This window comes from Enterobacter sp. MGH 37 (genome assembly GCF_000534515.1).
Lineage (GTDB): Bacteria > Pseudomonadota > Gammaproteobacteria > Enterobacterales > Enterobacteriaceae > Enterobacter > Enterobacter kobei.
In genome coordinates this window covers 770,534-796,505 of sequence record NZ_KI973205.1, presented here as the reverse complement: position 1 = coordinate 796,505, position 25,972 = coordinate 770,534, and the positions used below count along the sequence as shown (strand labels likewise).

General features: G+C 58.3%; 24 protein-coding genes, 1 tRNA gene and 1 pseudogene. 14 read left to right on the top strand and 12 right to left on the bottom strand.

Translation table 11 applies throughout. From position 1 onward, the window contains the following. Positions 1-4: 4 nt before the first annotated feature. A complete protein-coding gene (locus tag L383_RS19925) occupies positions 5-787 on the bottom strand; it encodes a transporter substrate-binding domain-containing protein (RefSeq protein ID WP_014883294.1) in 783 nt (260 codons plus the stop codon). A 192-nt stretch (positions 788-979) separates the two neighbouring features. Continuing rightward, complete coding sequence (gene hpxU / locus L383_RS19930) at positions 980-1,819, bottom strand: MurR/RpiR family transcriptional regulator HpxU (protein ID WP_014883293.1); 840 nt, start codon at positions 1,817-1,819, stop codon at positions 980-982. 144 nt (positions 1,820-1,963) lie between these two features. Between hpxU and hpxW the strand changes: the two genes are divergently transcribed. The 4 genes from hpxW to hpxZ are packed head-to-tail and all read left to right on the top strand — an operon-like array spanning position 1,964 to position 5,523. After that, positions 1,964-3,547, top strand: coding sequence for an oxamate amidohydrolase (hpxW, locus tag L383_RS19935; RefSeq protein ID WP_023332650.1), 1,584 nt, complete (start codon positions 1,964-1,966; stop codon positions 3,545-3,547). 10 nt (positions 3,548-3,557) lie between these two features. After that, entirely contained in the window at positions 3,558-3,746 is a 189-nt protein-coding gene (hpxX, locus tag L383_RS19940; RefSeq protein WP_023332649.1) for an oxalurate catabolism protein HpxX, read from the top strand. Next, positions 3,743-5,140 carry an AtzE family amidohydrolase gene (locus L383_RS19945; protein WP_023332648.1) on the top strand — a complete coding sequence of 466 codons (1,398 nt, stop codon included), beginning with the start codon at positions 3,743-3,745 and terminating at the stop codon, positions 5,138-5,140. Before hpxX ends, L383_RS19945 begins: the two co-directional genes overlap by 4 nt. Then, a complete protein-coding gene (gene hpxZ / locus L383_RS19950; protein WP_023332647.1) occupies positions 5,137-5,523 on the top strand; it encodes an oxalurate catabolism protein HpxZ in 387 nt (128 codons plus the stop codon). Before L383_RS19945 ends, hpxZ begins: the two co-directional genes overlap by 4 nt. Positions 5,524-5,592: 69 nt before the next feature. Here the strand turns inward: hpxZ and puuE are convergent, their stop codons facing one another. The 3 genes and pseudogenes from puuE to L383_RS19965 all read right to left on the bottom strand — a co-directional run bounded on the left by puuE (position 5,593) and on the right by L383_RS19965 (position 8,000). Further along, positions 5,593-6,492, bottom strand: a complete 900-nt coding sequence (gene puuE, locus L383_RS19955; protein ID WP_226882748.1) for an allantoinase PuuE — start codon at positions 6,490-6,492, stop codon at positions 5,593-5,595. Next, positions 6,413-7,284: pseudogene (locus L383_RS19960) on the bottom strand (aspartate/glutamate racemase family protein); the annotation flags it as partial. The gene puuE and the pseudogene L383_RS19960, both read right to left, overlap by 80 nt. Next, entirely contained in the window at positions 7,284-8,000 is a 717-nt protein-coding gene (locus L383_RS19965; RefSeq protein ID WP_014883286.1) for a GntR family transcriptional regulator, read from the bottom strand. The pseudogene L383_RS19960 and the gene L383_RS19965, both read right to left, overlap by 1 nt. 144 nt (positions 8,001-8,144) lie before the next feature. Between L383_RS19965 and L383_RS19970 the strand changes: the two genes are divergently transcribed. Both L383_RS19970 and guaD read left to right on the top strand, forming a co-directional pair. Further along, entirely contained in the window at positions 8,145-9,641 is a 1,497-nt protein-coding gene (locus L383_RS19970) for an NCS1 family nucleobase:cation symporter-1 (RefSeq protein WP_023332644.1), read from the top strand. Between the two features lie 107 nt (positions 9,642-9,748). Next, a complete protein-coding gene (gene guaD / locus L383_RS19975; RefSeq protein WP_023332643.1) occupies positions 9,749-11,065 on the top strand; it encodes a guanine deaminase in 1,317 nt (438 codons plus the stop codon). Here guaD and uraH read toward each other — a convergent pair. Continuing rightward, positions 11,045-11,368 carry a hydroxyisourate hydrolase gene (gene uraH, locus L383_RS19980; protein ID WP_023332642.1) on the bottom strand — a complete coding sequence of 108 codons (324 nt, stop codon included), beginning with the start codon at positions 11,366-11,368 and terminating at the stop codon, positions 11,045-11,047. The two genes, guaD and uraH, sit on opposite strands and share 21 nt — an antisense overlap. After that, positions 11,365-11,865 carry a 2-oxo-4-hydroxy-4-carboxy-5-ureidoimidazoline decarboxylase gene (uraD, locus tag L383_RS19985; RefSeq protein ID WP_023332641.1) on the bottom strand — a complete coding sequence of 167 codons (501 nt, stop codon included), beginning with the start codon at positions 11,863-11,865 and terminating at the stop codon, positions 11,365-11,367. The genes uraH and uraD overlap by 4 nt, the downstream gene beginning before the upstream one ends. 239 nt (positions 11,866-12,104) lie before the next feature. On the opposite strand from uraD, the gene hpxO reads away from it, so the two are divergent. Genes hpxO through L383_RS20000 form a run of 3 tightly spaced genes read left to right on the top strand, consistent with a single transcriptional unit; the run spans position 12,105 to position 15,256 of the window. Then, positions 12,105-13,259, top strand: a complete 1,155-nt coding sequence (gene hpxO, locus L383_RS19990) for an FAD-dependent urate hydroxylase HpxO (RefSeq protein ID WP_023332640.1) — start codon at positions 12,105-12,107, stop codon at positions 13,257-13,259. Between the two features lie 15 nt (positions 13,260-13,274). Continuing rightward, positions 13,275-14,309, top strand: a complete 1,035-nt coding sequence (gene hpxD, locus L383_RS19995; protein WP_014883280.1) for a molybdenum cofactor-independent xanthine hydroxylase subunit HpxD — start codon at positions 13,275-13,277, stop codon at positions 14,307-14,309. An 11-nt stretch (positions 14,310-14,320) separates the two neighbouring features. Continuing rightward, positions 14,321-15,256 (top strand): PDR/VanB family oxidoreductase, encoded by a 936-nt coding sequence (locus tag L383_RS20000; RefSeq protein ID WP_023332639.1) that lies wholly within the window; start codon positions 14,321-14,323, stop codon positions 15,254-15,256. A gap of 132 nt (positions 15,257-15,388) precedes the next feature. On the opposite strand, the gene L383_RS20005 is transcribed toward L383_RS20000, so the two are convergent. From L383_RS20005 to L383_RS20020, 4 genes are read right to left on the bottom strand one after another with little or no spacing between them, the layout of a single operon-like run. Then, on the bottom strand, positions 15,389-15,964 hold the full coding sequence (locus L383_RS20005; RefSeq protein WP_023332638.1) for a DJ-1/PfpI family protein: 576 nt from the start codon (positions 15,962-15,964) through the stop codon (positions 15,389-15,391). Between the two features lie 22 nt (positions 15,965-15,986). Beyond that, the gene (locus tag L383_RS20010; RefSeq protein WP_023332637.1) at positions 15,987-17,177 is read right to left on the bottom strand and encodes a glycoside hydrolase family 88 protein; all 1,191 of its coding nucleotides are present in this window, start codon (positions 17,175-17,177) and stop codon (positions 15,987-15,989) included. A gap of 13 nt (positions 17,178-17,190) precedes the next feature. After that, positions 17,191-18,471: an oligosaccharide MFS transporter gene (locus L383_RS20015; RefSeq protein WP_023332636.1), complete on the bottom strand. Its 1,281-nt coding sequence runs from the start codon at positions 18,469-18,471 to the stop codon at positions 17,191-17,193. After that, entirely contained in the window at positions 18,468-20,306 is a 1,839-nt protein-coding gene (locus L383_RS20020; RefSeq protein ID WP_023332635.1) for a DUF2264 domain-containing protein, read from the bottom strand. The genes L383_RS20015 and L383_RS20020 overlap by 4 nt, the downstream gene beginning before the upstream one ends. Before the next feature lie 228 nt (positions 20,307-20,534). On the opposite strand from L383_RS20020, the gene L383_RS20025 reads away from it, so the two are divergent. Continuing rightward, entirely contained in the window at positions 20,535-21,392 is an 858-nt protein-coding gene (locus tag L383_RS20025; protein WP_023332634.1) for an AraC family transcriptional regulator, read from the top strand. A 54-nt stretch (positions 21,393-21,446) separates the two neighbouring features. Here the strand turns inward: L383_RS20025 and L383_RS20030 are convergent. Then, positions 21,447-21,534: transfer RNA gene (locus L383_RS20030), tRNA-Ser, on the bottom strand. A gap of 278 nt (positions 21,535-21,812) precedes the next feature. Here L383_RS20030 and L383_RS20035 point away from each other — a divergent pair. The 4 genes from L383_RS20035 to L383_RS20050 all read left to right on the top strand — a co-directional run bounded on the left by L383_RS20035 (position 21,813) and on the right by L383_RS20050 (position 25,861). Further along, the gene (locus tag L383_RS20035; RefSeq protein ID WP_032628833.1) at positions 21,813-22,949 is read left to right on the top strand and encodes a D-alanyl-lipoteichoic acid biosynthesis protein DltD; all 1,137 of its coding nucleotides are present in this window, start codon (positions 21,813-21,815) and stop codon (positions 22,947-22,949) included. A 128-nt stretch (positions 22,950-23,077) separates the two neighbouring features. Continuing rightward, positions 23,078-24,196, top strand: coding sequence for an MBOAT family O-acyltransferase (locus L383_RS20040; protein WP_023332632.1), 1,119 nt, complete (start codon positions 23,078-23,080; stop codon positions 24,194-24,196). After that, complete coding sequence (locus tag L383_RS20045) at positions 24,193-25,626, top strand: AMP-binding protein (RefSeq protein WP_023332631.1); 1,434 nt, start codon at positions 24,193-24,195, stop codon at positions 25,624-25,626. Before L383_RS20040 ends, L383_RS20045 begins: the two co-directional genes overlap by 4 nt. Positions 25,627-25,642: 16 nt before the next feature. Next, positions 25,643-25,861 (top strand): acyl carrier protein, encoded by a 219-nt coding sequence (locus L383_RS20050; protein ID WP_023332630.1) that lies wholly within the window; start codon positions 25,643-25,645, stop codon positions 25,859-25,861. Positions 25,862-25,972 lie beyond the last annotated feature (111 nt).

Genomic DNA, 25,972 nt, shown 5'->3' with positions numbered 1-25,972 from the left:
CGGCTCAGGCGCCAAGGTTTGCCGGCAGCGGGGCCTTCAGCCATTGCTCAGACAGACCATTCAGCGTGCCGTCCTTAATGCCCTGCTCAATCAGCGCATCCACTTTTGCCTTCAGGGCCGGTTCGTTTTTCTTCAGGCCGATAAAGCACGGTGAATCTTTCAGCATAAAGCTCGGCACCGGGGCCTTATCAGCATTCTGGCGGGAAATCGCCGCCACCACGAGGTTGCCGGTCGCCACGTACTGCACCTGTCCGGAAAGGTATGCAGAGAGCGTGGTGTTATTGTCTTCGTAACGTTTCACGTTGGCATCTTTCGGCGCCAGGCTGGTGAGTACCATGTCCTCCACCGCCCCGCGCGTCACGCCGATAGTTTTTCCGCTCAGCCCGGCGGCATCTTTCAGCTCGGCCCCTTTCGGGCCAAACACGCCAAGGAAGAACGGCGCGTAGGCGCGGCTAAAATCAATCACCTTCTCGCGCTCCGGGTTTTTCCCGAGGCTGGAGATGACCAGATCCACCTTATCGGTTTGCAGATACGGCACACGGTTGGCGCTGGTCACCGGCACGAGCTGCAGCTTGAGCTTCATCTGTTTCGCCAGATAGCGTGCCATGTCAATGTCGTAGCCCTGCGGCTGCAGGTCGGTCCCCACCGAGCCAAACGGCGGGAAGTCCTGCGGCACGGCAATGCGGAGGGTGCCGCGCTTCTCGATATCCTGAAGCTGGTCAGCCTTTGCAGGCAGTTGTGTGAAGAGGCATGCGGCCCCGGCCAGTGCAATCAACAGTTTTTTCATGGTGCTTCCCCGTAACGTTAACATGAAACAAAAGATTCTTTGAATGTGATTTTGCAACTAATGTGCCAGGTGAGGCGAAACGGGGGATATTCTTATAAAGCCTGATAAAACGCGGACGGAGCGAAAAATTGAGGATGTTCACGCCCCGCCAAGTTGCACCATTTCAATGCAAAGCACCAGTCTGACGCCCCATTATCGTTGTTCGAGTTCGTCCAGCTGCTGATAAAGGGAAGCAATCTCGTGAATGCGCGGACGGCCTTTATCGAGACTGTCATGCAGGAAGGCATTCGCCAGCAGGTTGATCAGGCTGTTGACCGAGGAATAGCTGTCATAGGCCGAAACGCTGTCCAGCGGGGCGCAGAGCTGCCAGCTCGCCAGCGGAAACAGGCTGTGCGCCTGCGGCTCGCACATTAGCAGCACCGGAATACCGCTACTCTGAAGCTGCTGCATCAGCGGGCGGATAATGCGCGGACGGCGGCGAAAGGCCATCATCACCACCAGATCGTCAGGGGTTAAATCCACCAGTTCTTCGCTCAGGCTCTGGCCTGGCTGAGGGAGCACCAGCACCTGACCGCGCGCCTGCAGCAGCTGCTGGCGCAGGTGGAGCGCCGCGGGATAGGCGTTACGCATGCCAATAATGACAATGCGCCGCGCCTTCACCATGCAGGCCATGGCGTCGGCAAACTGCTGAGCATCGAGAGCATTGACCCACTGGGTCAGGTTCGCCATCTCCTGCTTATAATGGCGCGCCAGTAGCGTGTTGCCCTGCACCGCGTCGCGGTTATCGGTAAGCGGCATCCCGCTCTGACGCAGGGTGCGCAGCTCGTCACGCATCTCTTTATACTTCTCATAGCCCAGACGCTTGAACAGACGGCTCACCGTGGCTTTCGATACCCCGCTCAGCTGCGCCAGCTCGGCACTGTTATAGCTAATAAGGTCGTCAAAATGATCGAAAATAAAATCCGCCACCCGCTGCTCCTGCGGCGACAGTGACGGGTATTGCGCTTTCAGTCGTTCATCAAGCTGTTCCATAACGCCTCTGTAACGTTTGTTTCATCTCATACTCACTATTCATTAAGCATGCCAGCTTCTGCGGCAACTGGCATGAAACTTTTTATTCAGAACTGGAACAGCTTTTGCAGCACCTTGTGACTTTCAGGGTTATGAGGACGCTTCATGCAAAGTAATGTCTCCACACACGGGATGGCTGTTGCCCCCCACCACCTTGCCAGCCAGAGTGCGCTGGCCGTCCTGCGCGAAGGCGGCAGCGCGATAGAAGCCATGGTCGCGGCGGCGGCCACCATTGCCGTAGTTTACCCGCACATGAACGGGCTGGGTGGCGATGGCTTCTGGCTTATCGTGCCGCCGGAAGGGGATCCGATCGCCATTGATGCCAGCGGTGCGGCGGGATCGCGCGCGACGCTCGCGGCCTACGACGGGCTCCCGCATATCCCCCATCGCGGCCCTCAGGCGGCGTTGACCGTTGCCGGCACGGTGAGCGGCTGGGACGAGGCGCTGAAGGTCTCGCGCGAGATGACGGGCAAGGCGCTGCCGCTGTCCCGCCTGCTGGCCGACGCCATTGAGTATGCGCAAAACGGTACCCCGGTCACGGCGTCACAGGCGCATGCCACCGCCAGTAAATTTGACGAGCTAAAGGACGTTCCCGGCTTTGCCGAAACCTGGCTGGTGGACGGCAAGCCACCGCCGGTCGGGAGCCGTTTTTACCAGCCCGCCATGGCCACGACCCTTTCGCGCCTGGTGGAAGACGGTCTGGACAGTTTTTATCGCGGCCCGCTGGCGGAGGTGCTGGCGCAGGGTATGGAGACGCTGGGCCTGCCGGTCACGCTGGCCGATCTACACGCCCACGTCGCCCGGCGCACCACGCCGCTGAAGTTGCAGCATCAGCAGGGAGAAATTTATAACCACGCCCCGCCGACGCAGGGGCTGGTGTCGCTGGCGATACTCGGCATCACAGACCGCCTGAATATGGCGGAGGCTGACGATGCGGGAACGATTCACCGTATTGTTGAAGCCACCAAGCTGGCCTTTGGCCTGCGCGATGCGCACATTACCGATCCGCGCGAGCTGAAAACGGATATTCAGGCACTGCTGGCACCCACCGCCCTTCAGGCGCTTGCCGACAGGGTTGACGACAGCCGTGCCGCGCCGTGGGGCACCGGCAAAGGTCCCGGCGATACGGTGTGGATGGGCGTGATGGATAACAGCGGGCTTGCCGTGTCGTTTATCCAGAGTATTTATCACGAATTTGGCAGCGGCGTGGTACTGCCCGATACCGGCATCGTCTGGCAGAACCGGGGCGCATCGTTCAGTCTCGACCCCAGTCATCTTCTGGCCCTCGCGCCGGGCAAACAGCCTTTCCACACCTTGAACCCGGCGGCGGCGCGCCTCAAGGACGGGCGCGTGATGGTCTATGGCTCGATGGGCGGCGATGGACAGCCGCAAACGCAGGCCACGCTGTTTACCCGCTATGTGGTCCAGGGTGCGCCCCTGCAGGAGAGCATCGCTCGCCCGCGCTGGCTGCTGGGGCGTACCTGGGGACAAACGTCGGACACGTTAAAACTGGAAGGACGCTTTTCGGGTGAGACCGTGTCACAGCTCAGGGCGCGTGGACACGACGTGGAGATCTTCCCGGACTTCAGTGAAGCCATGGGCCACGCGGGGGCGATTGTGCGCCACCCCAACGGGCTGTTTGAAGGGGCGTTTGATCCGCGCAGCAACGGCGCGGCCGCCGGATTTTGAGGAGAGAATAATGACGACACAACAACCCGACTGGCATGCCTATCTCGCGCAAATGGAGACCGTTCTTGGCGTGACGCTGGATGATGCCCGCCGCGCCGAGCTACAGGTACAGTTCAGCCGCATTGCCAGCATGGCCGCTCCATTGATGGCGCTGCCGCTCGATGACCGTCTGGAGATCGCAGGAGTGTATAAAGCATGACGCTACACGAGATGAGTATCAGCGCAATCCAGCAGGCGCTGAGTGCGGGCGAGCTGAGCGCCCATGAGATTGCCCGTCAGACGCTGGAGGCGATAGCGCGCGTGAACCCGCAGATCAACGCCTGGACCGCCGTGACGGAAGCGCGCATGCTCGCCGAGGCCGCGAATATCGACACCCTGCGCCGCGAAAAGCGCCCCCTGCCACCGCTGGCGGGCGTGCCCTATGCGGTGAAAAACCTGTTTGACGTTGCCGGGCATACTACCCTCGCCGGGGCCGAGCTGTTCAGCCAGCGCCCTGCCGCGGCCACTGACAGTTTTGCCGTACGTCAGCTACGTAGCGCGGGCGGGTTACTGACCGGGATGGTGAATATGGATGCCTACGCCTACGGCTTTACCACCGAAAACAGCCACTACGGCGCGACGCATAACCCGCACGACCTGACGCGCATCGCGGGCGGTTCGTCCGGCGGTTCAGCCGCCGCCGTGGCCGCCGGGCTGGTGCATTTTTCGCTCGGCACCGACACCAACGGCTCCATTCGCGTTCCGGCATCCCTGTGCGGGATTTATGGCCTGAAACCCACCTTTGGCCGCCTGTCGCGATCCGGTAGCCATCCATTTGTCGCGAGTCTGGATCATATCGGGCCCTTTGCGCGCCGCGTGTGCGATCTGGCGTCGGTGTACGACGCGCTGCAGGGGCGCGATACCCGCGACGGTTTTCAGGCAGAACGCTCGCGCGAGGAGACGCGTCCCCTGCTCGAACGCGGTCTTGACGGCCTGCGCTGTGCGGTGCTTGGCGGCTACTTCACCACCTGGTGCGACACGGAGGCCCGGGACGCCGTGGCGCGGGTGGCGAAGGCCCTCGACGTGCAGGAGGAGCTGCAGTTCCCCGACGCCGGGCTGGCGCGCTCCGCGGCGTTTATCACCAGCGCCTCGGAAGGGGGTAACCAGTACCTGCCCGCGCTTCGCCGCGAGCCTGAGCGTTTTGAACCCCATTCACGCGAACGGCTTCTGGCAGGCGCGATGATCCCTTCCGCCTGGTATATTCAGGCCCAGCGGTTTCGCGCTCAGGCGCGTCAGGCGTTCAACGCCTTGTTTGAACAAGCCGATGTCCTGATCGCCCCCGCAACGCCGCGTAGCGCCACGCGGATAGGTGAGCAAACCATGGAGATTAACGGTCAGCCGCTGCCCATTCGCGCCAGCATGGGCATGCTCACTCAACCGATTTCGTTCCTGGGTTTGCCGGTGACTACCGTTCCGCTACGCACCGCCCGGGGTATGCCGATTGGCCTGCAGCTGATTGCCGCACCGTTTAACGAGCAGGCCTGCCTGCGCGTCGCGCGCGTGCTTGAAGAGAGTGGCATCACCGATGCCCGCCCGGCGGAGGTGGCAGCATGATCAATCACGATGACATTAACCTGCCGTGGGTGGTTGCCGAAGTGACGGCGGCGTTTTACCGCTATGAAGATGCGCTGGTGAGCAACAACATTGCCGTGCTGGATGAACTGTTCTGGCACGACAAAAATACGGTGCGTCTGGGGGCAGGTGAAAACCTGTACGGCATTGATGAAATCCGCGCCTTTCGTGCGGCGCGCGCGTCAGCCGGGCTGGCGCGAACGTTGCGTCACACCGTCATCACCACCTTCGGGGAGAATTATGCCGTGTGCAGCACCGAGTTTACCCGTGAAGGTAGCGAACGCATCGGCCGCCAGCAGCAAACATGGGTGCGGTTTGCCTGTGGGTGGCGGATCGTGGCGGCGCAGGTGAGTTTGATGGCGTAACGCGACCGGGCAGGCGACGTCCTGTGAGCCGGGTAAGGCGCAGCCGCCACCCGGCAAAACATCGCACAATTATTTCAGAAACGGATGCACCTCCCGCCAGTGGTCGGCAATCTGCTGGCGGGAACAGACCCACACCTGCTCATGCTGCTGCACGTAATCCAGGAACCGCTGTAGCGCGCGAAAACGCCCCGGCCGCCCCAGCAGGCGGCAGTGCATGCCGATAGACATCATTTTCGGCGCGCGCTCCCCCTCCTCGTACAGCACGTCAAAACTGTCCTTCAGATACGTATAAAACTGCTCGGCGGTGTTAAACCCCTGCGCGGTGGCAAAGCGCATATCGTTAGCATCCAGCGTATAGGGCACAATCAGGTGCGGTTTACGGGTCCCGTCGCTACAGGCCACTTCCGTCCAGAAGGGTAAGTCATCGCCATAGTAGTCGCTGTCGTAGTCGAAGCCGCCATGCTCCACGACCAGCTGGCGCGTGTTGGGGCTATCGCGCCCGGTGTACCAGCCTGTGGGCGGTTTGCCAAACAGATCGGTCAGCACGTGCACCGCTTTATGCAGATGCTCGCGCTCCTGGGCGATGTCCATATGCTGATAGTGGATCCAGCGCCAGCCGTGGCTGACCACGTCATAATCCGCCGCCTTAATCGCTTCGACGATTTCCGGATGACGCGCCAGCGCCATCGCTACGCCAAAGACCGTCAGCGGCAGACCGCGTTTTTGAAATTCAGTGTGGATGCGCCAGAACCCGGCGCGGCTGCCGTATTCGTAGAGCGAGTCCATCGACATGTGCCTGTCCGGATAGCTTGCGGCACCGATGATGTCCGACAGGAACTGCTCGGATCCGGCATCGCCGTGCAGAACGTGGTTTTCCGCTCCTTCCTCGTAATTGAGTACAAACTGCACGGCGATGCGCGCCTGATTCGGCCACCGCGCGTGCGGTGGGTTGCCTGCGTAACCGCGCAGATCGCGCGGGTAATCCTGTTCAAAAGTCCCCATTGCCACCCCCAAAAATTAAAATGGATTCAGTGCCTGAAATTGTCCGCTTAACGCTTTATTTTCCGGGAAGGCCAGATCCCCGTGCTTGCTGGTCGACAGCCCCAGCACCACCAGCGACTCCACCATCTTCACCGCCGCGCTGACGCCGTCGATAACCGGCACGCGCAGTTCGCGCGTCAGCTCCTGCGCCAGCGTCGCCATGCCGCCGCAGCCCAGCACGATGGCCCCGCAGCCATCCTCTTTCAGCGCCTGTATACAGCGCGCGCGCACCTTTTCCTGCGCCAGGCCGCTGCCGTCTTCCAGCGCCAGCACCGGGAGATCGATGGCATGCAGCGCCGCGCAGTGGTCCTGAAAGCCATACTGATGCAGCAGATGGCGGGCGATAATCAACGTGCGCGGCAGCGTGGTGACCACCGAAAAGCGCGTCGCCACCAGCGTCGCCATATGCATGGCGGCTTCAGCAATCCCTACCACCGGCCCCTGGGCCAGCTCGCGCGCCGCCAGCAGACCCGGGTCGCCAAAGCAGGCAATAACGTGACCATCCACGCCCTGCTGTCTGCCGAGTTTGACCTGTTCGAGAACGCCCACGGCAGCAATGGCCTCGTCAAAGTGGCCTTCGATGGACGGCACGCCTGCGGTCGGGCAGACCGCGAGGATTTCCGTTCCCGGTGCAGCCACCGCACGGGCTGCCGCACCGATGGTTTCCGTCATGGCGAGGCTGGTGTTGGGGTTGATCACTTGTATACAGACAGACGACATTACGACTCCTTGTGGCCGGCAAACAGCCGGGCAAAATCAGGCAGACACTCGCCCGCCCGCTCGAAGCAGAGGCTGGCGACGATATGTTCAAAATGGTGCATTAAGGCCTCGCTAAGCGGCTGGAGCGCCTTCTGGCGCAGCAGATCCACCAGCTGTTCGTGATCGTTGCAGCGACAGCCCTGCCGCCACGGCGCACCCCAGGTGGCAATCACCAGCGATGAACGCTGGCTCAGGCCGGTCACCATCTCCGTCAGCACCTGGTTGCCGGAGATGGCCTGTAGCTGAATGTGAAAATTGGCGGAGTGGCGGATCGCCGCCGGGCCGTCATAGGCCTCATGCGCCTGCTGCTCCTGACGAATAATGGCCTCCAGTGCTGCCAGATGCGGCGGCTGGCAGTGGGCCAGCACGTCCGGCAGATTAGCGACCTCCAGCAGCGCGCGGGTGCGGAAGATGTGCCGCGCCTCTTCTACCGTCGGGCTGGCGACGTGTGCACCACGTTTGGGCGTTAAGGTGACCATTTGCACAGCGGCGAGTCGTTGCAGCACCTTTCGGATGCCGGTACGGCTCACGCCAAACACCTCGGCCAGCGCCTCTTCCGGCAATTTGCTCCCCGGCAGCAACTGATGTTCGACAATTGCGGTCATCAGCGCCTGAAAGATGGATTCGTCTTTGTCATGCAGGTCTGGCGCGGTCTGCAGGCCATTTACGTTGTTCATTCACCACTCCGTGCTTTACCTTTCGTTATCGAATCGTATACATAAAAATAAAATATTGCATACAAGATTTATTATTTTGGCCTGGATCCTGCAACACCGTTTGCACTCCCACTCAACGGGTTTTCATTCACAGGAGCAGGTTTCATGCCAAACAGTCAAAACGCGCAGCAGGGTACGGCCGCTGATTCCGGTGCGGTTTACAGCCCACGTCTTTGCAATGAGGATCTGGCACCCACGCGTGACCAGAACTGGAGTTGGTACAACATCTTTTCATTCTGGATGTCGGACGTTCACAGCATGGGGGGATATGTGGTCGCCGCGAGCTTCTTTACGCTCGGGCTGGCAAGCTGGCAGGTGTTACTCTGCCTGCTGGTGGGGATTTGTATTGTGCAACTGTGTGCCAACCTGGTCGCAAAACCGAGCCAGATGGCGGGCGTGCCCTATGCCGTGATCAGCCGTCAGGCGTTCGGCGTCTTTGGGGCGAATATTCCGGCGGTGATCCGCGGGCTTATCGCCTTTGCGTGGTATGGCATCCAGACCTACCTGGCCGCCAACGCCCTGATGCTGGTGGCACTGAAGTTCTGGCCGTCGCTCTCTTCACTCACCACCGGCGCGTTCCTCGGCCTGTCACATCTGGGCTGGATCTGCTTCGCCATCATGTGGGTATTGCAGGCGATGGTTTTCTGGCACGGGATGAGCGCCATCAAGCGCTTCATTGATATCGCCGGTCCGGCGGTATACGTAGTGATGCTGGCCCTTGCGGGCTGGATTGTATACAAGACCGGTTTTGACGGGATCTCCTTTACCCTCGCCAGCAAATCCCTGACCGCGGGCGAGCAAACCTGGCAGATGATCACCGCGACCGCGCTGGTGGTCTCCTACTTCTCCGGCCCGCTGCTCAACTTTGGTGACTTCTCCCGCTACGGGAAAAGCATGGGGGAGATCCGCCGCGGTAACCGCTGGGGTCTGCCGTTTAACTTCCTGCTGTTCTCCATCGTCACCGTGGTGATTGTCTCCGGTACCCAGTCGCTGTTTGGCCGCATGATCACCGACCCGATTGAAACCGTCAGCCGTGTGGGTAACGATCTGGCCGTGGCGATTGGCCTGCTGACGATGATCACCGCCACCATCGGGATTAACATTGTGGCGAACTTTGTCTCGCCAGCCTTTGATTTCTCTAACTGCTCGCCGCAGAAGATCAGCTTCCGCACCGGGGGAATGATTGCTGCCGTCGGCTCGATCCTGCTCACCCCGTGGAACCTGTTCAACTCACCGGAGTTAATCCACTACACCCTGGACGTGCTCGGGGCGTTTATCGGCCCGCTGTTCGGCATACTGATTGCCGATTTCTACCTGATTAAACGCGGCAAGGTGTCGGTTGACGACCTGTTCGATGACACGCCAAAGGGCAAATACTGGTATCGCAACGGCTTTAACCCGAAAGCCATCGGCGCGCTGATCCCGTCCGTTGCCGTGGGCCTGGTGATTAGCTTTATCCCGGCCCTGCATGAGGTGGCGAACTTCAGCTGGTTCATCGGCGTCTTCCTCGGCGGCGTGACCTACCGCTGGCTGGCGCGGGAAGATCGCGAGACAGCAGGCGCGACGACGTTCAGCTCCCGCGTGGCAACGCAAAAAGAGTAACCCTTCCCTCCTCCTCTGGCCGCAGCGTAACTGCGGCCCGTTCATTCTGGCACTGTTCTTGCTGCGCTTTCTCACCCCGCTACGCAAACACGAAGGCAGGAACCATGATGGAATACCAGACTGCGATACGCGGTACATTTTTTGACATTGCCCAGGTCTGCGACAGCGCAGACACCATTGCCGAACACGCGCGCTACCTTGAGGACGGGCTGCTGTTTATTCAGAATGGTCACATTCTGGCGCACATGCCCTGGCAGGAGGGCGAGCAGTATCTTGACCCCCACAAGGGCTACACCGACCTGCGCGGTAAGCTGCTGCTGCCCGGTTTTATCGATACCCATGTGCATTATCCGCAAACGGAGATGATCGGCGCCTTTGGCGAGCAGCTGCTGGAGTGGCTGACCACCTATACCTTCCCGGTGGAGAGCCAGTTTGCCGATGAAGCCTACGCGAAAGAGATCGCCGAATTTTTCATTAACCAGCTGGTGAGCAATGGCACCACCACCGCGCTGGTGTTCTGCACGCTGCATCCGGAATCGGTCGAGGCGCTGTTTACTGAGGCGCTGCGCCTCAACATGCGCCTTATCGCCGGGAAGGTGATGATGGACAGACACGCGCCTGACTACCTGAGCGAGGACGCGAAACAGAGCTACCGGCAGACGCGTGAGCTGATCCAGCGCTGGCATCATCGGGGGCGGCTGGGCTATGCCATTACGCCACGCTTTGCCCCGACGTCATCCCCCGAGTTGCTCGCCGCGGTCAGCCTGCTGAGAGAGGAGTTTCCGGATACCTGGCTGCAAACCCATCTGAGCGAAAACCCAAACGAAGTGGCCTGGGTGAACGACCTCTGGCCGGAGCATGAACGCTATCTGGACGTGTATCACCACTACGGCCTGACCGGCGAGCGCAGCGTGTTTGCCCACGCCATCCACCTGCACCACAGCGAGTGGCAATGCCTGCATGACACCGGTTCGGCGGTGGCGTTTTGCCCCACCTCGAACCTGTTTCTCGGTAGCGGGCTGTTTCGCCTGCCCGCCTGCTGGCAGCACAGAGTGCGGATGGGCATCGGCACTGACGTGGGCGCGGGCACCACCTTTAGCATGCTGCGTACCCTGGGGGAAGCGTACAAGGTGGGTCAGCTCCAGAGCTACCGTCTCCGCGCCAGCGAGGCGTTTTACCACGCCACGCTGGGCGGCGCGCACGCCCTCCGGCTTGACGAGAAGATTGGCAACTTCACGCCCGGCAAAGAGGCGGATTTCGTCGTCATCGACCCGGACGTAACGCCGCTGCAGCGCCTGCGCAATCGCCGCTGCCAGGACATTTACGAGCAGCTCTTTGTGCTGATGACCCTGGGCGATGAGCGCAACATCAGCGAAACCTGGGTCAACGGCGTGCAGGTGTGGTCAGCTGCCCCGGTAGGTTGACCAGCCGCCGGGCGCAATCACAAACGGCAGATGGAAATGCTCGTCTGCCGATTCTCCCGTCACAAACTCAATCTGCGCGCAGGGATAGATCGTCTCGCGGCCTGTGTCGCTAAACCACTTACCGATTTCGGCCACCAGCCGGTAGCGGCCTTTTGCCAGGTTCGGGACGAATTCTGTGATGCGCCCACTGGCGTTCGTGACGCCAGTCGCCATGATCTCCCCGTCCCGCTCAAGATGAACCGTCACGCCCTCGGCGGGTTTCCCCGTTGAAATATCGAGAATATGGGTGCTGAGTGTGCTCATTCGCTAATGACTCCTTCCAGCCGCAGCAGCGTAATTTCCCGCAGCTGTTCCAGCGCGGTCAATACTTCCTGCGTATCGTTGTTTTCCAGCCGCGCGTTCAGCGCCTGTAAGATCTCTTCTCCGCTGCGGCCCTTCGCGCGGATAAGAAAGACCCGTCCGAAACGGGCTTCATAGCGGGCGTTTCCCTCCCGTAACGCCTGCGTCAGGGCAGCATCGCGGTCATTCACCGCGCCCTGTTCCTGGCGCGACAGTGCTGCCTCCGCCTGGGAACCCGCTGGCTTTTCCCCGATACGCGGATGGGCGCTCAGGGCTTGCGTTAACGCCGTCTCATCCCAGCGTTGCGTCAGCGCCAGTGCCGTACTGAACACGTCTTCCCGGCGGGAATAGGGCCGTCCGCGCACCAGGGCTTCAGCCCAGCCGGGGATCGCCACACAGGGGTGGAGTAACGCGAGAGACTCTTTCTCAGGAAGCCGATTAAAGTCGTGCAGTGCTATCATAGTATCTCCTTGATTATTCTCTTTCAGGTCATTGCACAAACCACGCCACTCCTTGCCTGAGCGTGAAACAGTTGATTCCGTATAGCTCAACTGGAAATTTTTGATTCAAAAAAAGGCAAGCTCACCGCGTCTGCGCACCTTAGCAGTGCAAACCTGCCCTTCACAACGCCGTTTTCACCCCGTTGCAGCCTGGTACGCAAATTGCTGAATGGCTTTACACCCTGCAAAAGGAGAGAAGCATGAAAGCAATCGTTATTGGTGCGGGAATTGGCGGCCTGAGCGCCGCTGTTGCGCTGAAGAAAGCGGGCATCGACTGTACCGTGTTTGAAGCCGTCAAAGCGATCAAGCCCGTCGGGGCGGCCATCTCCATCTGGCCTAACGGCGTGAAATGCATGCAGCACCTCGGCATGGGCGACATCATCGAGACGTACGGCGGGCCGATGCGTTTTATGGCCTACAAAGATTACCGGCGCGGCGATACCCTGACCCGCTTTAGCCTCGCGCCGCTGGTCGAGCGCACCGGCGGGCGTCCCTGCCCCGTCTCGCGTGCGGAACTTCAGCGCGAAATGCTGGACTTCTGGGGGCGCGATAACGTGCAGTTTGGCAAGCGCGTCGAACGTGTGCGGGAAGATGACGCGGGCGTGAGCGTCACCTTCACCGATGGCACCGCGGCAACCGGGGATTTTCTGATTGCCGCCGACGGCAGCCACTCGGCGGTTCGTCCGTATGTGCTGGGGTATACGCCGGAGCGCCGCTACGCCGGTTACGTGAACTGGAACGGGCTGGTGAAGATTGATGAAGAGATTGCCCCGGCGCACCAGTGGACCACCTTCGTTGGTGAGGGCAAACGCGTATCGCTGATGCCCGTCTCCGGCGGACGCTTCTACTTCTTCTTTGACGTGCCGCTCCCTGCGGGTCTGGCAGAAGATCGCACCACCCTGCGTGCCGATCTTACGGGCTACTTCCGCGGCTGGGCGCCGCCGGTGCAAAAGCTTATCGCCGCGCTCGATCCTGACACCACTAACCGGATTGAAATCCACGACATCGAACCGTTCGATACCCTGGTGCGCGGCAACGTCGCGCTGCTTGGTGATGCCGGGCACAGCACCACGCCGGATATCGGCCAGGGCGGCTGTGCGGCGATGGAAGATGCCGTGGTGCTGGGCGAATGCCTGCGAGAGAACCATCACATTACGCTCGCGCTGCGACAGTACGAAGCGCTGCGCTGCGACCGGGTGCGTGACCTGGTGCTGAAGGCGCGCAAACGCTGCGACGTCACCCACGGCAAAGACATGACGTTGACGCAGGCCTGGTATCAGGAGCTGAAAGAGGAGACCGGGGAGCGCATCATTAACGGTCTGTGCGAGACCATTCAGGGCGGCCCGTTAGGCTGAACAAGAGGGACAACGATGAAAAGAGAACCGACTCCACCCGCCCACTGCACCTTTGAGCCAGAGGACTGGCTGCGCCTGGCGAAATGCTGGCATCCGGTTGCACGCGCCTGCGACATCGGCCCGGCACCGGTTAAAGCAACCCTGCTGGATGAACAGCTGGTCATTTACCGGATTAACGACCAGGTCGTGGTCGCCCGGGATGTCTGTCCGCACCGTGGCGTGCCGCTGACGCTGGGCTTTCACGATGAGCACGGCATTATTTGTCCGTACCACGGCTTACGCTTCGGAGAGGACGGGCGCTGCAACCGTATCCCGTCCAGCCCCGACCAGCCCGTTCCGGCGAAGCTGAACCTGATTAACTACGCCGTGGAGGAGCGCTTTGGCCTGATCTGGACCTGTCTGGCCTTTGACCCGGACAATCCGGTACCGCTGCCCGCCATGCCGCACTGGGATGACGACGGATTCCAGCAGATTAACTGCCCGGCGTTCGAGGTGAATGGCTTCGCCGGTCGCCAGGTGGAAGGATTTCTGGACGTGGCGCACTTTGCCTGGATCCACACCGATACCTTTGCCGATCCCAATAATCAGCTGGTTCCCACCTATCAGCCGCAGGAGACGCCGTTCGGTTTCGTGGCCGATTACTGGAGTTCCGTGAGCAACTATCCCGCCAGTTCAGACGTCCAGGCTCCGGAGGGCTTCCAGTGGCTGCGTCATTTTGAAATGCATCTGCCGTTTACCGCCACGCTGACGATCCATTTCCCGGGGGAATCCCGACTGGTGATTATGAACGCCGCGTCGCCGGTATCATCGCGGGTGACCCGGATGTTCGCCCCTATCGCGCGCAACTTCGATCTGCATATTCCGGTGGAAGATGTGCATGCCTTCAATCTGCGTATTTTTGAAGAAGACCGTCTGATGGTCGAAACCCAGCGCCCGGAAAGCCTGCCGCTGGATCTGACGCTCGAAGCCCATATCCCGGCGGATAAAAGCTCGATTGCCTACCGTCGGGGACTGAAAAAGATGGGATTCGGCGAATTTTTCCTGGTATGACGGAGGCCAATATGTTGAGCGTTATCGTTGATGGGCTGTGGCGTGAGGGGGATAAAAGCCTCGCCGTCAGGCTGGTGGCGGAAAACGGCGCCGCGCTACCGGCGTGGCAGCCCGGCGCGCATATTGATGTGCACCTGCCCTGCGGCCTGGTGCGCCAGTATTCCCTGACCGGAGCCTGTGAGGACGAGGGGTATCTTATCTGCGTGGGGCGCGAAACCGCCTCGCGCGGCGGGTCGCGCTACGTTCACGAGACGCTGCGGCCTGGACAGAAACTCACGATCTCCGCCCCACGCAATCTGTTCCCGCTCGTTCAGGCAGAGCGGGTTTTACTCCTGGCTGCGGGCATTGGCATTACGCCGCTGTTTGCGATGGCCCTGCAGCTGAAGGCGGCCGGAACGCCGTTTACGCTGCATTATTACGTTAAAAATCGCGAAAGCGCGGCGTTTGTTCGGGAACTCTCAAAGTACGGTGAGTGCATCATTCATACCCTCAGCCCCCGCTCAGCGCTGGCAGAACATCTCCCCATACCGGAAGCGGGACTGCATGCCTGGGTGTGCGGACCTGCGGGTTTTATGGAGAAAGTCCGCAATGTGGCAACGACGAAGGGATGGGATAACGCCCACATTCACAGCGAGGCGTTTCAGCCTGCTGCGCCTGCCGCTGGTCATGAAACCGGCGAGATCTTTACCGTTAAACTGGCCTCCACCGGGGAGCGCTGGCCGGTGCCTGCGGATAAGACCATTGCCCAGGTCTTACAGGCAAACGGCGTAGACGTACCGCTGTCCTGTGAAATGGGGATCTGCGGCGCCTGCCTGACGCCGGTGATTGACGGCGTGGTGGATCACCGGGACAGCGTGCAGTCGGAGGCGGAAAAAGGCGCAACAAACCAGCAGGTGGCGCTGTGCTGCTCGCGGAGCCATTCGGGGGAGCTGGTGATTGGGCTGTAAAACGACATCAACATTTTAGCGGCCCTTCTTGCCGGGTGGCGCTGTGCTTACCCGGCCTACAATCCGTAACAATATCAATATATTGCACTATTCATTGTAGGCCCGTGCAAGCGTAGCGCCGCCGGGCGAAACTCACACATCGCCGTTACCCTGCCACGCGTACTCAATATGGCTGGCCTGCTCGCGCGCCAGGGCATCATCGCCCTGTAATCGCGCTGCCAGGGTAAAGGCGAAATCAAATACGTTACCCAGGCCGCGACCGCTCAGCAGATTGCCGTCTTCCACCACCTCGGCATCGACGTACCTGCCCTCGCTGACTGTTTTCCACAGATCGCCGGAACAGACGTAGCGGCGCCCCTTCAGCAGCCCGTTACCGCCCAGCACACGGGCGGCGGCGGAACAAATCGGGCAGATATATTTGCCCATTTCATCGTGGCGGCGGACGAAGGCGATGACCTCCGCGCTTTTCGCCAGGTTAACGCTGCCCTCCGGGCCGCCCGGTAACACCACGGCGTCAAAGGTGCAATCGAAACTGGCCTTCAGGGTGCTGTCCGCCACCATTGAGATGGCGTGATAGCTCACTACTTCGCGGCTCTCGCCGCAGGCAATCGTCTGCACCGTAATATTCAGGCGACGCAGGATATCAATGGTGACGATCGCTTCCCCCTCTTCAAAACCGGGGGCCAATAGCACGGCTACGCTTTTCATTTTGCTCTCCATGGCTTCAGGGTTACCAGTACGGGTGCCAAATCTGTCGCAGCCGCGCCAGCAGCTCAAGATAGAAATAGTCTCCCCAGCTACAGCACTGATCGACCCCCTTGCCGCTGCCCATATGATAAACCGAGTGTTGCAGCAGCCCTTCGGTCGGATCGTCGTCGTGGGCAAGGTAGTTATCGGTCAGCGACAGCGCAATACGCAGCGCCATCTCTTCGTAATACGCACGGTTTGCGTCGAGCGTCGGCAGCGCCTTGACCAGCTCCAGCAGACCGCAAGCGGCAATCGCCGCCGCTGAACTGTCGCGCACGGCGTCAGTACCGAGCAGCGCCAGATCCCAGTGGCACACATCATCTTCCGGCAAACGGTTGAGGAAGTAATGTGCCAGGCTGCGTGACAGCTCAACCATCTGCTTATCGCCGGTGTGCTGATAGCTGAGCAGGAAGCCGTAAATGCCCCATGCCTGCCCGCGCGACCAGCACGAGGTGTCGCTGTAGCCCTGATGGGTATTACCAAAGCGCGGCTCACCCGTCTGGACATCCATATAGTATGTGTGATACGTCGAGGCATCTTCCCGCACGATATAGTTCGCGGCCTGTCCGGCGTGAGCCGTCGCCGCTTGCGCATAGCGCGGATCTCCGGTCTGTTCGCTGGCCCAGTACAGCAGCGGCAGGTTCATATTGCAGTCGATGATCATTCGCCCCTGCTGCTCCGGGTCGTTTAAATCACCCCATGCCTGGATAATCCTGGCCGTTGGGTTAAAACGCTCCATCAGGCGCTCGGCTGCCAGCAGCGCCGACCGGCGAGCGGCTTCGTTGCCGGTGAGGCGCCAGGCGCTGATGCAGGAGAGCGAATAGAGAAAACCAAGATCGTGCGTTGCCGTGTCGATACGCTGCTCAATACGCCGGGCGAACGACGGTAAATAGCGCTCGGCGGCGTCGCGATAATGCGCTTTGCCCGTCATCTCCCACGCCAGCCACAGCTGGCCTGGCCAAAAACTGGTGGTCCATTCCACGTTATCGGTGCGCGGCCAGACGCCCTTCTCACAGGCTTCGCCGGGGAATTTATCGCCGAAGGCAACAATATTTTTGTCGAGCTTGCGCGTTACGCGGGTTAACGCCGCTTCCAGCTTCTGGCTCAGGGCCAGGCGATCGACCTGATGCAGTTCGATCGGCCGCAGCGCTTCGGTGATAACAGATTTGGTCATAACAACTCCTGAATTAATGTTTGGCCGGTTCAACCGGGGCGGAATCTAATGCCGGAGCAAAGGGGCGTGAGACATCGCACTTCGACTGGCAGCGCGACAGCGTAAAGGCGGAAATCAGCGTAAATATCAGGGCGCAGCAGCCCATCAGCAGATAGGTATGCTCAAAGCCTATCCTGTCGTACAGATAGCCAGCAGGTGGGGCGACCACAATCGACCCCACGTAAATCATCGCCTGGTAGCCCAGCAGGTACATCGTGGCGTTAACCCGACGATGGAAATGTTCGGCGATGTATTTGAAGACCGAGATCAGCAGCAGCGCGATCTCGACGCCATAAAACGGTTTGATGATAGAGATCACTATCGGGTCACTGGTGAGTCCGGAGGCGATCAGCCGAGCCCCGACCACGCAGCCGCAGAACACCAGGCCGCGCTTGGCGCCGTAGTGATTCACCAGCCACGGGATACACATCATCATCAGGAATTCCATACCCGACTGGACGGTGCTCAGGTAGCCGTACCAGGCATTTCCCTGCTCTTTGGTGGCGAAGAATGATACGAAGTAGCGCGGGAATTGCTGTTCGGCGATAAACATCATCCACGCCACCCCGGCGACGTAGAGGCTGAACATCCAGAATTTGCGGTTTTGCAGGAGCATCAGCACATCGGCAAAGACGATCTTATTGGCGGAAATAACGCTGTTATTACGCAGCTGCTCATCGCCGATTTTGAGGCTAATCAGCACCAGCAGCATCAGTACCGAGGTACCGCTGCTGAGCAGAAAGTTGGCCAGCGGCGTGACGTTAAACAACAGCCCGGAGACCGAAGCCGCCATCGCCCAGCCCAGCGAACCCCACATTCTGATGCGGCCAAACTCCAGCCCGTACAGGCGGCTAAAGCGGTCAGCGTAAGATTCAGACGCCGCCACGCCAGCGTACCAGCCCAGGCTCAGATACAGCGCGCCGATGATAATCCCGGCCATCGCATGGCTTTCCAGCAGCGGCTGGTACACCAGCGCAAAAAACGGTGCCATCAGCGCAGAAATGGCGCAGACAAAATAGAGCAGCCACTTGCTCATGCCGATTTTGTCCATGATGTAGCCATACACCGGCTTCAGGACAACCGCGAAGACGCCATTGATGGCGAACACGCTGCCGATAGTGATGCTATCGAGGCCCACTTTCTGGCTCAGCCACAAGGCGTACAGGCCAAAGCTGGATGACCAGGTGAAGAAGTAGAGAAAAATAAAGGTACTCATTTTGTACTGTGCGGCGCGTACGGACGATGATGTGCTCATAGCGATGTCTCCGGGGCCAGAACGAGCGTCGTTTCTTGTCGTGCCATCACGAAGCGTACCGCGTCATCGCTAATGAAGGCCTGCGGGCAGTGTTGCGGATCGAAGCCTGCGGCATTTCCCGCCCACACCGCGCTTATCAGCAAATGCGTGCCGGGGTCGAGTTCACCGCGCAGCAGCGGCACTGCCGCGCGCTCGGCAAACAACAGATTACTGTTTGGCGGCGTCACCACCGTTTCGCCGCGGCGGGCGTGCGGATGTAAACAGAAAATGGCTGAGGCATCCTGGGCATTGCGTAACCAGCAGGCGCTTTCAATCTCCTGCGCCTGCGGCTGTGGGCGGTTCGCGAGGCTAAAGCCCCCTTCCGCGCAATCCAGCGCGCGTTGAGTATTGATACGATGGACGCGCAGTTGCCAGTCGCCCAGCGCCAGCAGCCAGCTCTCAATCACCACGTCGCGCCACGGCAGCCAGCGGCTGTAAATGGTGCCGTCAGCGGTGACCACGTGCTGGCATTCACGGCGACCACGCCAGTAGTTATCTTTTTCGGCCAGCAGCAGCATCGAATCGGGTGCGGCATGGTTCAGGCCATAGCGCCCGCGTTCGAGGGTGAAGCCAAAGCGGGTGGAATAGGCAAATTTGCAGTATTTCGCTTCGGTATTCACGAAGTTGTTCAGCTCCAGCTGGCCGGACATCAGCATCCACAGGTGATCGGCCTGATGCACCACCACCTGATCCGCGTGGGCTATCGTGTGCTGAGCGGGCAATGGCGGCAGCGGCAGCTCGGCCGCCTGCCAGAAGGCGTCGCCCTCATCTAATGCCAGTACCAGCAGGGTCTTCAGGCCCCAGTACGGTGAACCCGGCGCGTTGTAGTCTTCCGCCATCGCCAGATTCGGGTAGCTGTAGCCGACGCTCAGTATGCCGTCGCGGTCGAATATCGGCTGCTTCAGCCACCAGCGCAGATGGCGCAGCACGATGCCCTTAATTACGCCCGGCGAAAAGACCTCCAGCCCGGCGAAAGCCGCCGCACTCCAGAACGCCGCCTCGGCAAAGCGGTAGGTCAGGCTACGGCCAAAGGGGATCGCCGAGCCGTCTTCGGCAAAGAAATGAATGAAGTCAGAGGAGAAACGCGCGGCGCGATCGCGCAGGGTTGCACACCGCGTTGGATCAACATCGGCCATTAGCTTCGCGTAAATCAGGCCATAGAAATGGAAGCCCATCGAGATGTAATAGTCGCGCGGCCGGCCCGGTCCATCGGAGTACCAGCCATCTCCAAGATAGTAGTGCTCCATGGCAGCGAAATGCTTTTCCAGCGCCTGCGGATGGGTCGGCATGCCACAATAATGGAAGCCAACCTGCACTAGAATCGGAAAGAAGTGCCAGTTGTTATCGGGGATATCCTGGGTCTCGCACTGCTTTAGCCAGCGCCATAGATTCTCTTTCTCCGTCTCAGTGAAATGTGCCAGTACGGTTTCGCCCGCCAGCGCCAGCAGTAACCCGTAAGCCGCCATTTCGACGATTCGCTGATCGAAAGGACCGACATCGCCCCAGTAATCAGCATGCTGCGGATTGGTGCCGTTTTTTATCGCCTGTAAATAGAAAGAGAAGTGTTGCGGCTCGCTGCCGCCAGCCAACAATGGCGTGATGCCCCACAGCAGACGGGAAAAGGTTTCCATGCTCGCGACCTGCTGGCCGTAGTGAGCGGTAAAGTTCGCTAAATCAATGCGGCTGGCGTCTTTTTTAAAATAAGGCGTCACCGCGTTCAGCATATCGTTAACCAGCCGCAGTACCTCATCACGGCTCGTCAGTGGGTTATCCAGATGAATATTTTCAGGTTGCACAGGGTCCTCCCGCATAACACGAGGGTAGAGATAAGTTATTGTTATTTGGCTTTTTAAAGCCACGAGTGCGACGTCTGAATGAAGAGTAACCGCTTTTATTCCCGGTGCTGAGTGAGCAGACTCACAAAATTAAACCGGCATTTCATTTTTGCTGGATTTTGTCGATCGAGAGAGGGATAAATTACAAATGATGGTCTAAAAATTTAAATCTGTTGTCCTGGAGGGAAAATGGGTGAAACGCAACTGCTGGAACGCATTACGCTCGATCGGCAGGCCATTTCATTTAACCGCATGTACACCACCAGCGCGGTTTACTACCACTGGCATCAGTGCGTTGAATTGCTCTATATTTCCAGCGGTTATGGCATCGTGGTGGTGGACAATCAGCACTACACCGCCCGTCCAGGGCGTTTATTTGTCTTCCCGCCCTTCCGTTTGCACAAAGTGCAGGTCGATCATAGCGATAAGAACCCCTACCACCGCACCACCATGCACATTGCGCAATCGGTCGTCGAAAGTGCGCTCAGCACCTTTCCGCGCCATCAGGCCCGGTTCGCCGCGCTGGCCGCCAGCAATCTCCCGGCACAAATTTACGATCTCAGCACGCACGCGCCGTTTATTGAGAGAATACTTGAACAGTTTCAGCGCCTGGAGGACAACGCGCAGACCGAGGCCTGCGAGGTGGCATTTCTGGTGATGCAGTTGATGACATGTCTGCCCGAGCAGCCGCAGCCCTACCCGCCGCGCCAGCAGACCGTCGCCTCGCGGATAATGAGCTGGGTCGAAGCCCACTATGCCAGCAAGTTTTCGCTCGATCGGTTAGCGCACGACCTGGGGCTCTCGCGAAGCTATACCTCACGCATTTTCCGCCAGCAGACCGGCGGTAGCATCCACGAATATTTGCTGACCCGGCGGATTAAAAGCAGCTGCGATCTCTTACGGTACAGCGGTGAGCCTGTTGACGCCATTGCACTGGCAGTGGGGTTTAGCGAGGTGACCTATTTCATTACCTGCTTTAAAAAGATGATGCGTCAGACGCCGCTGCAGTATCGACGGAGTAACTCCGGCACCAGAATTCCCGGTTAAGGCGGTTTTAACAAACAAAAAACCCAGGTCGCATAACGACCTGGGTTTCGAATTTGGCGGAAGCGTAGAGATTCGAACTCTAGAACCCTTTCGGGTCGCCGGTTTTCAAGACCGGTGCCTTCAACCGCTCGGCCACGCTTCCAAAGTGAGGCGCACTATAAACATCTATTAGCGCCTTGTAAAGCAGGAATTTTTCTATTTCTACGCCCTGGCGTTTAACTGCACAAAAAATCGCTCATTCCCCGATCCCCGCGTCGCTCTCTCCCACTTGTACATACCGTTACACGGCAACGCTCATCCTTCTAAATCGCTCTGGTATAGAATGCCCCAAAATAGACGGCCATTTGTTGTGTAATTGTTATAAAGCCGGTTATTAACGGATTTTAGAAAATTGCCGCCATGTAGTCTTACTGGTTAATGATGAAAATCAAAAATACGTTTTGCTTACATATCCTGATGGCAGCCCTGGCCATTTTATTCCTCAGCATTCACCCGCTGGTGACCAGCTTTGATCCGCCGCTTAAATTCCAGCCGCTGATCAAATCCATGGCGGGCACAACGAAAGAACAAGCGGAAAAAATTGCCACCATTTCCCATGCCCTGGAGGGGAATGCCATTTTCTTCATTGGTGCCTCTGAAGTTGCCACCTCCGAAGATGAACATTACGCGGTCTATCATTATTTTAATCAGCAATTACACCAACCCGTCGTGGCGTATGGCGATGCGTTTGTCGATGATGAAACACAATTTTTACTGTTTTCACGTTTTAAAAATAGCCTTAACGCAAACAGTAAAGTGGTTTTATTGTTGGCACCTGACAGCTTTTACTCAAAAGGTCTGCCACCCGCTATCTATGCGGATAATTTTCCGGGCTCTGTTTTTGATCCCCTGATGAAGGATCCGCAGGCACGTCCGATCCTCGTGAATTATTTAAAACATATTGATGCTAAAGAGATAAGCCATTTAACCTTTGGGCAAATGCGTGTCTTCGGCTGGCACCCCGATCTGATTTGGGATGAGATCGGTTTCCAGTTCGCTAATTTTTGTACCCTGATAAAAAACGACTGGCTGTCGCTGCTCAATATCAGGCCTGAGACGGCGCAACCCTGGCCGCAACAGCCAACCACCCACATGACTCCGGACTGGAATAAAGAGCTGGCGAATGCCCGTGAATTAAATAAAGTTCGCCAGCAAAGCGCGGCGACCCTGTGGATGGACAAAACGATTTACGAAGAGGACGGTAAGCCGCAGCAGTGGGATGACACGCCGGTGGTGCCCGGCCAATTCGCTGCGTTCAGGAAAACCGTCCAGCTGCTGAAGGCACATCACGTGCAGGTCATTGCTATCGTCGACCCGGTTAACCCGTGGGCGCTTTACCATACCGATACTTTCCGCCCGTACGATAAGCAAATTCAATCCATTCTGAAAGAGAACCAGATCCCTTATTTAGATATGTACGCTATGCCTTATCAGAATGGCTGGAACTGGGACCGACTGCACCCGACTGAACTGGCCTGGGTGCCTATGCTTCGCTTTATTGCACAGAGTTTTAAATAATGAAAATCGCGATCCGTCTGTTTTTCCTTTATCTCCTGCTTGGGATCACCATCGTCGCGTGGACCGCTGTCGATGACAGCATGAGTATGCAACTGCATTTTGAATATCAGAAATTCTGAGGCCGAATGATGTACAGCTCAGGACTGTTTTTTGTCTGTTTATTTTCATCGGCACTGGTATTTGCGCTGATTAATCGCCTGCTGCGCCATCGCCTGACCTGGTTATCGTCCTTGGCCGTCCTGACAGCATTGGGCTGGGGCTATATTTTTCAGGGCGATTATCGTATTCCGGCGATCGTTTTTGGCTGTTTTTATCTTTTCGCCACGTTAAAAGAAAAAGGATGGTTAAAAACCTGGCAGGCGATCGTGTTAACGCTGCTGCCCCTGTTTTTGGTGAAATTACATTTTAATCACCATCTCGGCATGATCGGTCTCTCTTTTATGACCTTTCGCGCGGTGGATGTGCTGTTGTATCGCAGTAAAAAAGAGGGCCAGAATATTCTGCACTATTTCTGCTACCTCTTTATGCCCTTTATTATTCTGGCCGGGCCGATGTACCGCTGGCGGACATGGATGAGCGATGTGAATAAACCCGCATTCACCCTTAACCGTGAACAATGTTTAACAGCGTTAGAGCAGATCGTCACCGGTATCATCCAGAAGTTCCTGTTTGCCATGCTGATCGATTCGCTTGTGGTGCAGCCCTGGAGCCATAAGCCGTTTTCGCTGACCGTCGGCGTGGTGATGTCGATTGCTTACAGCGCCTATCTGTACTTTGATTTTGCAGGTTACAGCAATATGGCCATCGGTGCCGGGCGCTTATTCGGGCTGAATATTCCGGCAAACTTCAATATGCCGCTGCTTGCAAAGAACCCTCAGGACTTCTGGCGGCGCTTCCACATCAGCCTGTCTGAATGGCTGCGCGATGTGGTGTTTATGCCCGTCTATATGAACCTGATGAAGTTCAACTTTTTCCGTCAGAACAAAACGCTGGCGCAAAATATCGGTATTTTTTGCACCCTGTTCTGCATGGGGGCATGGAATGGCCTGGAACGCCATTATGTCATCAGCGGCGCGCTGTTTGGCGCCATTTCTGTCGCACACAACATGCTGCTGTGGTCAGCCAAACGCAGCCCGGCATTACACCGCGGTTTGCAGTATCCGGCAGTGGCGTTTTTGGGGCGAATTCTGACGCTGGGCAGCGCCGCAGGATCCCTTTACATCTTTAGTGGAATGTCTCCTCTATGAAAAATCACACCGATCTGCAGGAACTGCAGGATTTCTTACGTGCGGCATTGCGCGATCCCGCCTCCCCGCAGCAGCTGGCCATCACGGGTAGCGACGAAACCCTCAGCTGGCTACAGCTTTCCGCCGCCGTGATGGACTGGGCGGAACGCTATCAACGCTGCAAGCCTATCGAAGGCACACCGGTCGTATTATATGGTCATCAGCAGGCCGAGTTCGCCGTGGCGATTTATAGCTGCCTGTTGCACAACATTCCGTACATCCCGGTGGATTGCATCTACCCGCAGGAGCGGCTCCGGGAGATTTGTAGCCTGGCCAGTGTCCCTTACTATTACGACGTGGCAACCCGGCAGTTTATTGCCACCGGTGAAGCGGGCAAGGTCCTGGAAGAGCAGGATCTCGCCTATATCATGTTTACCTCAGGCAGCACCGGCAAACCGAAAGGCGTGCAGATTGGACGCGAGAGCGTCTGGCACTTCATGAAATGGGTCAGCCGGGACTTTTCCCTGCCGGCAAAACCGGTGCTGATGAACCACGCGGTGTTCAGCTTTGACCTCTCCCTGATCCCTTTGCTGGCGAACCTGGCGATGGGCGGACACATCGTGCTCAACGCCAAAGAGGCTATTCAGAAAGAGAACTGGCTGGCGCGACTCAAAAGCAACGCGGTCTCCGCCTGGGTGTCCACGCCCTCTTTTGCCTACCAGCAGCTGCTGTCCCCGCAGTTTAACAGCGAGTATTTGCCTGAACTCGGCGTCTTTATCTTCATTGGTGAAGTGCTCAATAAAGCGCTGGTTAAACAGCTGCGCCGCCGTTTCCCGCAGGCCAAAATCATCAACTCCTATGGCCCAACGGAAGCGACCATCGCGACGACGGTGGTTGAAATTACGGATGAGATCCTCATCCAGGACAGCGCCGTGCTGCCGGTGGGGGTCATGATGCCGGAGAGCAGAATGGACATTTCCGCCGAGGGCGAGCTGATTATCTGGGGTAAAAACGTCATGCGCGGCTACCTCGGCCTGCCGCAGGAGAACGCGGCAAAATTACTGCATCGGGATGATGACGCGTGTCGCGGCTACCGGACCGGCGATCTGGGTTATGAAGCGGGGATGATCTATTGCCAGGGTCGCAACGATAGTCAGGTCAAACTGAATGGCTACCGTATTGAAATCAACGAGATCGAAAACCGTCTGCTGGCCATGTCCGGCATTAATGAAGCGGTAGTGATGCCGCTGATGAAACCCTGCGGCAGCGTGCTGCGTATTGCCGCGTTCTGCGTGACGGAAATGGCACCGGATACGATCAAAACCTCGCTGTCGAAAGTGGTTCCCCACTATATGGTGCCTTCACAAATTATCGTAAAAGACGCGTTGCCGCTGAACCCTAACGGCAAAATTGACCGCAAATTGCTGGACGCTTACGCCCGCACTCATTAATTATCCAGGAAACATAATGGAAAACGAAATTCTCGCTCTGTTCGAAAAAGTATTATCCCGTAAAGTGGGCTTTCACGATGAACTGATTGAATCTGATATTCTCGACTCTATTCTGGCAGTCGATATGGTGCTGGAAGTGCAGGACGTTTACGGCTGTATGATCCCGCCAACTGACGTAGCGACGGTGTTGAAGACCCCGGCAGATCTCGCCCGCTATATTGAAGAGAACCGCTAAGCCCCTCTGTATGACCCCGCCCTGGGGGCTCTGGCGCACCGCGCCAGAGCCCTGAATCCAAAATGAATACCTTTCACGGGAATGAAACCCACCGCTGATATGATTTCTCCT

Excerpts from the sequence above, each read along its gene's own strand:
- L383_RS20010 (WP_023332637.1), bottom strand. The coding sequence starts at position 17,177 with ATGACCAAATCTGTTATCACCGAAGCGCTGCGGCCGATCGAACTGCAT.
- uraD (WP_023332641.1), bottom strand. The coding sequence starts at position 11,865 with ATGATAGCACTGCACGACTTTAATCGGCTTCCTGAGAAAGAGTCTCTC.
- hpxX (WP_023332649.1), top strand. The coding sequence starts at position 3,558 with ATGACGACACAACAACCCGACTGGCATGCCTATCTCGCGCAAATGGAG.
- hpxZ (WP_023332647.1), top strand. The coding sequence starts at position 5,137 with ATGATCAATCACGATGACATTAACCTGCCGTGGGTGGTTGCCGAAGTG.
- hpxW (WP_023332650.1), top strand. The coding sequence starts at position 1,964 with ATGCAAAGTAATGTCTCCACACACGGGATGGCTGTTGCCCCCCACCAC.
- L383_RS20005 (WP_023332638.1), bottom strand. The coding sequence starts at position 15,964 with ATGAAAAGCGTAGCCGTGCTATTGGCCCCCGGTTTTGAAGAGGGGGAA.
- L383_RS20040 (WP_023332632.1), top strand. The coding sequence starts at position 23,078 with ATGTACAGCTCAGGACTGTTTTTTGTCTGTTTATTTTCATCGGCACTG.
- hpxO (WP_023332640.1), top strand. The coding sequence starts at position 12,105 with ATGAAAGCAATCGTTATTGGTGCGGGAATTGGCGGCCTGAGCGCCGCT.
- L383_RS20015 (WP_023332636.1), bottom strand. The coding sequence starts at position 18,471 with ATGAGCACATCATCGTCCGTACGCGCCGCACAGTACAAAATGAGTACC.
- L383_RS20050 (WP_023332630.1), top strand. The coding sequence starts at position 25,643 with ATGGAAAACGAAATTCTCGCTCTGTTCGAAAAAGTATTATCCCGTAAA.
- L383_RS20025 (WP_023332634.1), top strand. The coding sequence starts at position 20,535 with ATGGGTGAAACGCAACTGCTGGAACGCATTACGCTCGATCGGCAGGCC.
- uraH (WP_023332642.1), bottom strand. The coding sequence starts at position 11,368 with ATGAGCACACTCAGCACCCATATTCTCGATATTTCAACGGGGAAACCC.
- L383_RS20035 (WP_032628833.1), top strand. The coding sequence starts at position 21,813 with ATGAAAATCAAAAATACGTTTTGCTTACATATCCTGATGGCAGCCCTG.
- L383_RS19965 (WP_014883286.1), bottom strand. The coding sequence starts at position 8,000 with ATGAACAACGTAAATGGCCTGCAGACCGCGCCAGACCTGCATGACAAA.
- L383_RS20045 (WP_023332631.1), top strand. The coding sequence starts at position 24,193 with ATGAAAAATCACACCGATCTGCAGGAACTGCAGGATTTCTTACGTGCG.
- guaD (WP_023332643.1), top strand. The coding sequence starts at position 9,749 with ATGGAATACCAGACTGCGATACGCGGTACATTTTTTGACATTGCCCAG.
- L383_RS20000 (WP_023332639.1), top strand. The coding sequence starts at position 14,321 with ATGTTGAGCGTTATCGTTGATGGGCTGTGGCGTGAGGGGGATAAAAGC.
- L383_RS19925 (WP_014883294.1), bottom strand. The coding sequence starts at position 787 with ATGAAAAAACTGTTGATTGCACTGGCCGGGGCCGCATGCCTCTTCACA.
- hpxD (WP_014883280.1), top strand. The coding sequence starts at position 13,275 with ATGAAAAGAGAACCGACTCCACCCGCCCACTGCACCTTTGAGCCAGAG.
- L383_RS19970 (WP_023332644.1), top strand. The coding sequence starts at position 8,145 with ATGCCAAACAGTCAAAACGCGCAGCAGGGTACGGCCGCTGATTCCGGT.
- L383_RS19945 (WP_023332648.1), top strand. The coding sequence starts at position 3,743 with ATGACGCTACACGAGATGAGTATCAGCGCAATCCAGCAGGCGCTGAGT.
- hpxU (WP_014883293.1), bottom strand. The coding sequence starts at position 1,819 with ATGGAACAGCTTGATGAACGACTGAAAGCGCAATACCCGTCACTGTCG.